This is a genomic window from Pseudomonas sp. R4-34-07, from assembly GCF_003852375.1.
Lineage (GTDB): Bacteria > Pseudomonadota > Gammaproteobacteria > Pseudomonadales > Pseudomonadaceae > Aquipseudomonas.
In genome coordinates, this window is the sequence record NZ_CP027760.1 from 1,304,709 (window position 1) to 1,315,375 (window position 10,667).

Annotated in this window: 10 protein-coding genes; 4 read left to right on the forward strand and 6 right to left on the reverse strand. The window is 61.2% G+C overall.

Features of this window, described 5'->3' with window-relative positions; all coding sequences use genetic code 11:
* Window positions 1-26 precede the first annotated feature (26 nt).
* The 5 genes from tsaA to rimO all read right to left on the reverse strand — a co-directional run bounded on the left by tsaA (window position 27) and on the right by rimO (window position 3,989).
* On the reverse strand, window positions 27-722 hold the full coding sequence (tsaA, locus tag C4J85_RS05855) for a tRNA (N6-threonylcarbamoyladenosine(37)-N6)-methyltransferase TrmO (RefSeq protein ID WP_124409203.1): 696 nt from the start codon (window positions 720-722) through the stop codon (window positions 27-29).
* Window positions 723-725: 3 nt separating this feature from the next.
* Entirely contained in the window at window positions 726-1,187 is a 462-nt protein-coding gene (locus tag C4J85_RS05860) for a DUF1456 family protein (protein WP_124409204.1), read from the reverse strand.
* Window positions 1,188-1,257: 70 nt separating this feature from the next.
* On the reverse strand, window positions 1,258-1,968 hold the full coding sequence (locus C4J85_RS05865) for an rRNA pseudouridine synthase (RefSeq protein ID WP_124409205.1): 711 nt from the start codon (window positions 1,966-1,968) through the stop codon (window positions 1,258-1,260).
* A gap of 109 nt (window positions 1,969-2,077) precedes the next feature.
* A complete protein-coding gene (locus C4J85_RS05870) occupies window positions 2,078-2,548 on the reverse strand; it encodes a GNAT family N-acetyltransferase (protein ID WP_124366043.1) in 471 nt (156 codons plus the stop codon).
* A 100-nt stretch (window positions 2,549-2,648) separates the two neighbouring features.
* A complete protein-coding gene (gene rimO, locus C4J85_RS05875; protein WP_124406428.1) occupies window positions 2,649-3,989 on the reverse strand; it encodes a 30S ribosomal protein S12 methylthiotransferase RimO in 1,341 nt (446 codons plus the stop codon).
* Window positions 3,990-4,278: 289 nt separating this feature from the next.
* Between rimO and C4J85_RS05880 the strand changes: the two genes are divergently transcribed.
* From C4J85_RS05880 to C4J85_RS05890, 3 genes are all read left to right on the forward strand, one after another.
* Window positions 4,279-6,180 carry a potassium transporter Kup gene (locus tag C4J85_RS05880; protein WP_124361561.1) on the forward strand — a complete coding sequence of 634 codons (1,902 nt, stop codon included), beginning with the start codon at window positions 4,279-4,281 and terminating at the stop codon, window positions 6,178-6,180.
* A 150-nt stretch (window positions 6,181-6,330) separates the two neighbouring features.
* Entirely contained in the window at window positions 6,331-7,437 is a 1,107-nt protein-coding gene (locus C4J85_RS05885; RefSeq protein WP_124409206.1) for an NADH:flavin oxidoreductase/NADH oxidase, read from the forward strand.
* A 221-nt stretch (window positions 7,438-7,658) separates the two neighbouring features.
* Window positions 7,659-7,844 (forward strand): hypothetical protein, encoded by a 186-nt coding sequence (locus C4J85_RS05890; RefSeq protein ID WP_124366075.1) that lies wholly within the window; start codon window positions 7,659-7,661, stop codon window positions 7,842-7,844.
* Window positions 7,845-7,995: 151 nt separating this feature from the next.
* Here C4J85_RS05890 and C4J85_RS05895 read toward each other — a convergent pair whose 3' ends face one another.
* Window positions 7,996-9,621 (reverse strand): glucan biosynthesis protein D, encoded by a 1,626-nt coding sequence (locus tag C4J85_RS05895; RefSeq protein WP_124366076.1) that lies wholly within the window; start codon window positions 9,619-9,621, stop codon window positions 7,996-7,998.
* 302 nt (window positions 9,622-9,923) lie between these two features.
* Between C4J85_RS05895 and C4J85_RS05900 the strand changes: the two genes are divergently transcribed.
* Complete coding sequence (locus C4J85_RS05900) at window positions 9,924-10,631, forward strand: tellurite resistance TerB family protein (RefSeq protein ID WP_124409207.1); 708 nt, start codon at window positions 9,924-9,926, stop codon at window positions 10,629-10,631.
* Window positions 10,632-10,667: the final 36 nt, after the last annotated feature.

Sequence of the window (10,667 nt, forward strand, 5' to 3'; positions counted from 1 at the left end):
AGCCCCCTCCCACATTTGTTTCCGGTTTATTTGGCCGGCACCACTTCCAGCACACAAATCAGCCCCGCCTCGGGATAGTGCCAACGCACATCCACATCCCAGAACTGCACACCGTACTCGCGTTCAGGCCCGGGCGTCTGGTAGGCAGGGCGCGGGTCCTGCGCCAGGCACTGATCGATCAACTCCACTAACGGCTCGCCAAGACGCTGCGCATGGCCCTGGGCCTGTTGCAGTGCAGTCTTGAGCCACTGCACGCCAATCAGCTGCGGCGCACCGCTGGCGATGCGGTTGGTGGCGGTATCAACGCTGTCGGCATAGGGCACATACGGCTTGATATCCAGCACCGGCGTGCCGTCGAGCAAATCAATCCCGGAAATCCACAGGCGCCCCGGTTCTACCTTGTCCAGCTTTACCACCGACTGGCCGATGCCATTGGGGCGATGGGTCGCGCGGGTGGCGAATACGCCCATGGCGGTGTTGCCGCCCAGGCGTGGCGGGCGCACTTTAAGGCGTGGCTTGTCTTCCAGCGCCTGGTGGAACAGAAACAGCAGCCACACATGGCTGACCTGTTCCAGGCCCTGCACGGCTTCGCCGCCATCGAACGGCGCCATCAGCTCCAGCACACCACGGGCAGCCGGCGCCAGTTGCGGCTGGCGCGGGATAGCGAACTTCTCCTTGAAGCAGGAGCGTACGAAGCCGACGGGCGCGACCTGATAACTCATGGCTTACGCGCGAACCCGCAGCGTCAACCCCTTGAGGAAGTTGCGCAGCAACTGGTCACCACAGGTGCGGTAGTTGGTGTGACCGAACTTGCGGAACAGCGCGCTCAGCTCCGGCTTGGACACTGGGAACTCGGCAGCCTTGAGGATGGCGTGCATGTCGTCTTCCTTCAATTCGAAGGCCACGCGCAGTTTCTTCAGGATGATATTGTTGGTCACCGGGGTTTCGATCGGCTGCGGCGAACGGCTTTCGTCCTTGCCGCGCTTGAACATGACCAAGCCATCGAGGAAATGCGCCATCACCTCATCCGGGCAAAACACGAAGCCTTCTTCCTCATCTTTCTTGAGGTAAGTCAGCACGTCTTCCTTGGTTACGTCCATGCCGCCGAGCTTGATGATCTCGACCATCTTGTTGTCGCTGATGTCGAGCATGTAGCGCACGCTGCGCAGTACGTCGTTGTGAATCATGGTGGGCAATCCTGGTTTTCAACGGGGTAGACACTGCCCAGTCAGGCAGTGTCGGGAAAAGGGCACCGGCTTAGAACTTCTCTTTGCCGGACAGGTAACGCCATTGGCCCACGGGCACCTTGCCAATGGAGACGCCACCGATGCGAATGCGCCGGATGGCGACGACTTTCAAGCCAACGGCTTCGCAAAACAACGCGATCACCCCCGGCTGCGGGTTTTTCAGCGCAAACCGCAGGCGGTTCTCGTTCTGCCAGCTGGCTTTCACGGCCGGCAGCTCCTTGCCTTTGTAGGTCAGGCCGTGGTTCAGGCGGTTGAGGCCGTGGGCCACCATGTCGCCCTCGACTTCCACCACGTATTCCTGCTCGATCTTGGCGGCATCGGCGGTCAACTTGCGCAGAATCTTCCAATCCTGGGTGAACACCAGCAGGCCGCTGGCCTTGGCTTGCAGGTCGGCACTGGCGGTCAGGCGCAGGAAATGACCCTTGAGCGGGCGCTTGCTGAAGCGGTGCTCTTCCGACAGCGTCTCGGCGCTGATCGACGCCATGGCCGTCTCGGCATCCATGCCCGCCGGAGCGTGCAGCAGGATGGTCACCGGCTCCGGCACGGTGGCTTTGGCTTCTACGTCCAGCTCGACCTTTTGGGTGGTGACCTTGAACTGTGGTTCATCGATCACTTCACCGTCCACCGTGACCCAGCCGCCTTCGATAAACAGCTCAGCCTCCCGACGGGAGCAACCGACCAGTTCGATAAGGCGTTTGGAGAGGCGTATGGGGTCAGTCATGACAAGGGCCGTAACAAAAGGGGGCGGCTATTGTACCTGTGTGGGGCCGGTTAATCCCGGCCCCATTTCAGCGCGGTGCTTTATTGATAAAGCGCGATTCAAAAGGTGGTCAGCCACTGCCTATGTGCTGCTGCTGGCGCAGGCGCATATGCAGCAACGGATAGGGCTGGCCCAGGCCGTCGTGTTCCGTGCGTCCGACCACTTCAAAGCCTTGCTTGAAATAGAACCCCAGCGCCTGGGGGTTCTGCTCGTTCACATCCAGCTCATCGGCATTCATGCACTCGATCGCATAGCGCAGCAATTGCCGGCCCAGGCCCTGGCCTCGAAAGGGTGGGTCGATAAACAGCATTTCGACCTTGCCCGCAGCCACTCCGGCGAACCCGGTGATGCGTTGGCGCGCGTCCTTGGTGCAGATCAGCATCACGGCGTCCAGATAGCGAGTCAGCACCTGGTTTTTCAGGCGCAGGATGTAGCTGTCCGGCAAGAAGTCGTGGGTAGCCCGCACCGAGGCCTCCCAAATGCGTGTCAACTCTGGGTAGTCGCAGGTTTTAGGTGTGTGGATGACCGAATGCTGACGCATGCCCGCGACCCTTTGCCTTATTGGGAGTGATGGGCAAAACGATAGACGTAAAAAAGCCCCGCATCCTGTTCAGGAGCGGGGCTTTTTCATTTTTTTACAATCAATCGCGCTTTTCAGCCCACAAGTCGTACTCGTCGGCGTCAGTCACCGTGCACCACACCTTATCGCCGGGTTTCAAGCCGCTGGCGTCGTCGATAAACACGTTACCGTCGATTTCCGGCGCATCGAAGAAGCAACGGCCAACCGCGCCTTGCTCGTCGACTTCGTCGATCAGCACTTCGATCTCCTTGCCGATGCGCAGTTGCAGGCGCGCCGAGCTGATCGCCTGCTGGTGCGCCATGAAGCGCTCCCAACGGTCTTGCTTGACGTCGTCCGGCACCACGGCCAGGTCCAGCAGGTTGGCCGGGGCGCCTTCAACCGGCGAGTACTGGAAGCAGCCGACGCGGTCCAGCTGGGCTTCGGTCAGCCAGTCCAGCAGGTACTGGAAGTCTTCCTCGGTTTCGCCAGGAAAACCGACGATAAAGGTCGAGCGAATGATCAGGTCCGGGCAGATTTCGCGCCAGTTCTTGATGCGTGCCAGGGTCTTGTCTTCGAAGGCCGGGCGTTTCATGGCCTTGAGCACCTTGGGGCTCGCGTGCTGGAACGGGATGTCCAGGTACGGCAGGATCTTGCCGGCGGCCATCAATGGGATCAGCTCGTCAACGTGCGGGTACGGGTAAACGTAATGCAGGCGCACCCACACGCCCAGGCTGCTCAAGGCTTCGCAGAGTTCGGTCATGCGGGTTTTCACCGGCGCGCCATTCCAGAAACCGGTGCGGTATTTGACGTCGACGCCATAGGCGCTGGTGTCCTGGGAGATCACCAACAGCTCTTTCACGCCGGATTTGACCAGGCGCTGGGCTTCGTCCAGCACGTCGCCGACCGGACGACTGACCAGCTTGCCGCGCATCGACGGAATGATGCAGAAGCTGCAGCTGTGGTTGCAGCCTTCGGAAATCTTCAGGTAAGCGTAGTGACGCGGGGTCAGCTTGATGCCTTGCGGCGGCACCAGGTCGATCAGCGGGTTGTGGTCCTGGCGCGGCGGCACCACGGCGTGTACGGCGTTGACCACCTGCTCATACTGCTGCGGGCCGGTCACGGCAAGCACGCTTGGGTGGACGTTACGGATATTGCCTTCTTCCACGCCCATGCAGCCGGTCACGATGACCTTGCCGTTTTCCTTGATGGCTTCGCCGATCACTTCCAAAGACTCAGCCTTGGCCGAGTCGATAAAGCCGCAGGTGTTGACCACCACCACGTCGGCGTCCTGGTAAGTGGACACGACGTCATAGCCTTCCATACGCAGTTGCGTGAGGATGCGCTCGGAGTCAACCAGAGCCTTCGGGCAACCCAGGGATACAAAGCCGACCTTGGGGTTGGCTTTTGCGATGGTGGTGGACATGTCTAACCTCGGTATTGAATGACGCCGCCAGTCGGGCACGACACGGCGGTATACGGGCGTTTGTGACGCCTCTGATCAAAAAGTGCGCAATTCTAGCGGCGGGCCACGCACTTGACCAGCTTTATGCAGGGAAATGCGACGAGTGCTGCGCTATGCTTCGCGCCGTTGCGCGTAGGTAAAATCCTAAGGTCAACAAAACGTCTGTTACGTGAAGTAAAACAGCGCATGCTAGGGGCCGTTTGGGCACGTTGTTTATAAAAGACCTCAGGTCAAAGGGCAGGAGTGGTTGATGGGTCAGGCAAGTAGTCAGGCAGCGGGTGCCGAGCATTCAAACGCCAAGCCGATTGGCATGCTGGTGGCAGCGGTAGGGGTGGTGTACGGCGATATCGGCACCAGCCCGCTCTACACCCTTAAAGAGGTGTTCAACGGCGGTTATGGAGTGCAGGTCAACCATGACGGCGTATTGGGGATTTTGGCGCTGATCTTCTGGTCGCTGATCTGGGTCGTGTCGATCAAGTACATGCTGTTTGTGCTGCGCGCCGATAACCAGGGCGAAGGCGGCATCATGGCACTGACTGCCCTGGCGCGCCGGGCAGCGGGGGAGCGCAGGAAGTTGCGCAGTTTCCTGGTGGTGTGCGGCTTGTGCGGCGCCGCGCTTTTCTACGGCGACAGCATGATCACCCCGGCGATTTCGGTGTTGTCGGCCGTCGAGGGCCTGGAACTGGCTTTCGATGGCCTGGAACGGTGGGTAGTCCCTATCGCGCTGGTGGTACTGGTGGCGCTGTTCCTGATCCAGAAACACGGCACTGACCGCATCGGCAAGCTGTTCGGCCCGGTGATGGTGACCTGGTTCCTGGTGCTTGGCGGCCTCGGCGTGTATGGCATCACCCTGCACCCTGAGGTGCTCAGCGCCATGAACCCGATGTGGGCCGTGCGCTTCTTCGAGGCGCACCCCGGAATTGGCGTGGCCATCCTCGGCGCGGTGGTGCTGGCCCTGACCGGGGCGGAAGCGCTGTATGCCGACATGGGCCACTTCGGCCGCAAACCCATCGCCCGCGCCTGGTTCATCCTGGTGCTGCCGGCGCTGGTGCTCAACTATTTCGGCCAGGGCGCCATGCTGCTGGGCGATCCGGAAGCGGCCCGCAACCCGTTCTACCTGCTGGCGCCGAGCTGGGCGCTGGTCCCGCTGGTGGTGCTGTCGACCCTGGCCACGGTGATTGCCTCCCAGGCGGTGATTTCCGGTGCGTTCTCGCTGACGCGCCAGGCGATCCAGTTGGGCTATATCCCGCGCATGCACATTCAACACACCTCCAGCGCCGAACAGGGCCAGATCTATATCGGCGCGGTGAACTGGTCGCTGATGGTCGGCGTGATCCTGCTGGTGCTGGGCTTCGAGTCTTCCGGTGCGTTGGCGTCGGCCTATGGCGTAGCGGTGACCGGCACCATGCTGATGACCACGATCCTGGTGTCTGCGGTGATGCTGCTGCTGTGGAAATGGCCGCCGGTGCTGGCCGTGCCGGTGTTGCTCTGCTGCCTGTTGGTGGACGGGCTGTACTTTGCCGCCAACGTGCCGAAGATCATCCAGGGCGGCGCCTTTCCGGTATTGGCCGGGATCGTGCTGTTCGTGCTGATGACCACCTGGAAGCGCGGCAAGCAATTGCTCGTCGAGCGCCTAGACGAAGGTGGCCTGCCGCTGCCGATATTCATCAGCAGTATCCGCGTGCAGCCGCCCCATCGCGTGCAGGGCACGGCGGTGTTCCTCACGGCGCGGCCTGACGCCGTGCCCCACGCGCTGTTGCACAACCTGCTGCATAACCAGGTGCTGCACGAGCAGGTGGTGCTGCTGACCGTGGTCTACGAAGACATCCCGCGTGTGCCTGCGACGCGGCGTTTCGAAGTAGACGCCTATGGCGAAGGGTTCTTCCGGGTGATCTTGCACTTCGGCTTTACCGATGAGCCGGACGTGCCCGAGGCGCTGAAGCTGTGCCATCTGGACGAACTGGATTTCAGCCCGATGCGCACCACCTACTTCCTCAGCCGTGAAACCGTGATCGCCTCGCGCATCAAGGGCATGGCGCGTTGGCGCGAAGCGTTATTCGCGTTCATGCTGAAGAATGCCAACGGCAACCTGCGCTTCTTCAAGCTCCCGGTCAACCGGGTGATCGAACTGGGCACCCAGGTCGAAATGTAAGGCGCTGCCCTGCGGGAGCCGGCAATGGCTCCCGGTTTACTTCTGAACCGTTTACCTCTGAACCCTGTGCGATCCGTCGTTGTCGACTAGGCTCTAAGCACCATGTAAGAGAGCCTTGGAGCTTGCCCACAGAACCCGAAGAGGTGCGCCATGAGTCAGCTGCTCGAACCCTACACCCTGCGTCAACTCACCCTGTTGAACCGCATCGCGGTCTCACCGATGTGCCAGTACTCAAGTGAGGATGGCCTGGCCAACGACTGGCATCTGGTGCACCTGGGCAGCCGCGCCGTCGGTGGCGCCGGGCTGATTTTTACCGAAGCCACCGCCGTGACCGCCGATGGCCGCATCACCGCCCAGGACCTGGGCCTCTGGAAAGACGAACAGATCGAACCCTTGCAACGCATTACGCGCTTCATTGCGGCCCAAGGCGCGGTGGCCGGTATTCAGCTGGCGCACGCCGGGCGCAAGGCCAGCACGTATCGGCCCTGGATCGGCAAGCATGGCAGCGTCAAGCCGGCAGACGGTGGCTGGGTGCCGGTCGGCCCATCGCCTATCGCATTCGACCCCCAGCACACTCAACCCAAACCGCTGGACGAAGGGCAGATCCAGCAGGTGATCGCCGATTTCGTCGCCGCCGCCAAGCGTGCCTTGACTGCCGGTTTCGAAGTGGTAGAGATCCATGCCGCCCACGGTTACCTGCTGCATCAGTTCCTGTCGCCCATCAGCAACCAGCGTCAGGACCAGTACGGCGGTTCGTTCGAAAACCGCATCCGCCTGGTCCTGGAGGTCACCCGCGCGGTGCGCGACGTGTGGCCCCAGGACTTGCCGCTGTTTGTGCGCGTGTCGGCCACCGACTGGGTGGAGGACGGCTGGAACCCCGATGAAACCGTCGAACTGGCGCGCCGGCTGAAAGACCTGGGCGTGGACCTGATCGACGTGTCCTCCGGCGGCACCGCCGCCAACGCCGAAATCCCCACCGGTCCCGGCTACCAGACGCGCTTTGCCGAGCGCGTGCGCAAAGAGTCGGGCATCGCTACCGGCACGGTCGGCATGATCACCGAACCGGCCCAGGCCGAACATATCCTGCGCACATGCCAGGCCGACCTCATCTTCCTCGCCCGTGAATTGTTGCGCGATCCGTACTGGCCGCTGCATGCCGACGATGACCTGGGCGGGCGCAAGGCGATCTGGCCGGCGCAATATCAGCGGGCGACGCACCGCGACCAGCCGATTCATGAGTCCGATCTCAGGGATTGATCCTTAGCGTATGCCTACAGAGCCCACCCTGATCCGGTGGGTTTTTTTTGCTCGCCTATATGAAGAAGGCGGATTTAAGCGACGAATGCATGGGAATCGACTGTAGGTATTTATTACCGATCTAATTATTTAAGTTAATACTCTAAAAAAATCCCACACGTAACTGGATTCTTTCTAAGCTTAAGGCAGGAGTATTGGATCGATATCAGGAGAAGTAGTCCATGGCCAAGTCCTATGGTGTAGCGGGTGGGGTGTTATCTTTTCTGACCCGCAGGATGTCCTTGCGTGGCCGCAGTTTGAGTTCGGATGAAGTTGAATTGCTGGCGCATTATCGCGCCCTGACCGAGAGCGACCAGGTAGCGATGCGCTATCTGATCGGGGCGATGAAAACCGTGTCGCGGTTCTGAATGACGAAACGGGCTCGCCACGACGCCCTTCAGGCAAGGCGAACACGGTACCTGTGGCGAGGGAGCTTGCTCCCGCTGGACTGCGCAGCAGTCCCATCGTTTGGGGCCGCTTCGCGGCCCAGCGGGAGCAAGCTCCCTCGCCACAGATGGTTCAGGTGTATTTGCGCTTGTCCGGCGCGGGCGGGAAGTACTGATACAGCCAGGTTTCGCTCAAGGTGCGGTCCTGGGTGCGGATAAACAAGCGCAGCTCTACCGGCTCCACGCTGTCGCTGGTGGGGTACCAGTCGAACAGAATGCGATAGCCCTTGATGTTATCGAGCACCAACACGCTGAAGTCTTTCACCTCGCCGTGGGAGCAGGTGACCACCGGCTCGATGCCCGTGCCGGGTGGCAAACGGTCCAGGCCGCCGCCCTTGAAATCCACGGCAAAGCGGCGTGCCCACACCTCAGGGTAATGCTCGCCCGGGGCCCAACCTTCGGTGAACCCACCCATACCTGAACGGGTCGCGTCGACCTGGGCCAGCGGTGTGCTCACCGGCGGCAGGGCGCTCCAGTAGAGCTTGTAGCCGTAGTTGAGCGAATCACCGGCCGCCACCGGCTTTTTCGGGGTCCAGAAGGCCACGATGTTATCGAGGGTTTCGCCAGTGGTCGGGATTTCCAGCAGGTCGATCGAGCCCTCACCCCAAGCGGTGGTGGGTTCCACCCACAGGCTGGGGCGCTTGCTGTACCAGTCCACCGTGTCCTGGTAACTGGCGAATTCGTGGTCGGTTTGGACCAGGCCAAAACCTTTGGGATTAGTGTCGGCGAATGCGTTGAATTGCAGCTTGGCCGGGTTGTTCAGCGGGCGGCAGATCCACTCGCCGTTGCCACGCCACATGGCCAGTCGGTCCGAGTCGTGAATTTGCGGGTGGATGGTGTCGCACATCCGCCGCTCATGCGTGCCGCAACTGAACATGCTGGTCATGGGCGCAATCCCCAGCTGTTCGATGGCGGTGCGCGCGTTGATATGCGCGTCGATGGCCATCACTACTTGATTGGCCTGGCAGTCGATATCGAAGCGGTAGGCGCCGGTAGCGCTGGGCGAATCGAGCAGGGCGTAGACCACGAAGCGGGTGGCGTTCTTGTCCGGGGTTTCGAACCAGAACTGCGTGAAGTCAGGGAATTCCTCACGTTTTTTCGCATAGGTGTCAATCGCCAGGCCGCGCGCCGACAGGCCGTACTGGCCGGTGGAGTCCACTGCACGGAAGTAGCTGGCACCGAGGAACGACAGCACGTCATGCCGGTCCAGCTCCGGCGCCTTGAACAGTTTGAAGCCGGAAAAACCCAGATCACCGGTCAGTTGTTTAGTGTCGACAGTGGTTTTTTCATAGTTGAACAGCGAAGGGCGGAAATGCACTTCGCGGGCCTCGCGGGTGTTGGGGTCGACGCTGTGCATGCGCACCGGCGTCTTGAAACCCATGCCGACGTGGAAAAACTGCACGTCCAGCTGCCCCTTCAGTTCCTTCCACAACGAATGGTTGGCGTCATAGCCGATGGCGTTGAAATTCTGTGGCGTCATGGTCGCCAAGGTGGGCGGCAGCACCTGCCGAGTATCTTTATACGCGCTGCCGGCGAGCTGCTTGGCCTGGGCTTTGAGCGTTTCAAAATCGAATGCAACGGCCTTGCCATCGGCGGCACGGTTGCCGGCCCAGGCCTGCGCGGCCAACAGGCCACTGGCCGACAAACCGGTGTAGGCCGCAATGGCCATGGACGCTTTGAGCAAATTCCTGCGGTGCATAGAGACAACCTGTCGTGAGCGAATCCCGCGCCGTTCCTGGCACGTAACGGATCAGAAATAACGGTTCGGACATGCCTTCGGCCAAACGCAACGGACAATAAACAGACGCCGGATAGCTTAAGCGGTTCGATGGTGAAGGAAAAATCATTGATGGCGGGATGATGGCGCCGCTGTGCAGCAAGACATTTCTGATATCAGGGTGAGCGTTACATCTGGAAGCACTCTAGATCGGGGCTTTTTGGCACTTAGTTTTACGCTGGGGGCCTATTGGTCCTACGAACCCAAGTGTCTGGAGGCTACGCATGAATACCCGTGGATTGCTCGATCAGTTGCTCAAGTCTGGTCAGGACATGTTGCAGAACAAGGCTGGCGGCCAGCGCCCATCAGCCGACAAAGGCGCCCTCGGTGGGCTGCTTGGCGGCGGCGGGCTCGGCAGTTTGCTCGGTGGCGCCGGCGGTGGCGCACTGGCGGCCGGCGCCATGGGCTTGCTGCTGGGCAACAAAAAGGCCCGCAAATTCGGCGGCAAGGCCCTGACCTACGGCGGCCTGGCTGCCTTGGGGGTCATCGCCTACAAAGCCTATGGCAATTGGCAGGCGCAGCAGGCCAGCGCGCCCCAGGGTGAGCCGCAGACCATCGACCGCCTGCCGCCGGCCCAGGTCGAGCAGCACAGTCAGGGCATTCTCAAGGCGCTGGTTGCCGCCGCCAAGGCCGACGGCCACGTGGATGAGCGTGAACGCGCGTTGATCGAAGGCGAGTTCACCAAACTCGACAACGACCGCGATCTGCAAACCTGGCTGCACGCGGAGCTGAACAAACCCCTCGACCCGGCCGACGTCGCCCGCGCCGCCAGCACCCCGGAAATGGCCGCCGAAATGTACATCGCCAGCGTGATGCTGGTGGACGAGGAAAACTTCATGGAGAAGGCCTACCTGGACGAACTGGCACGCCAGCTGAAACTTGAGCCGGGGTTGAAGGCAGAGCTGGAGAAACAGGTACGCCTCAACACATAAGCAGCGCCGTGCATCCATTCAAGTGTGGAGAGAGCA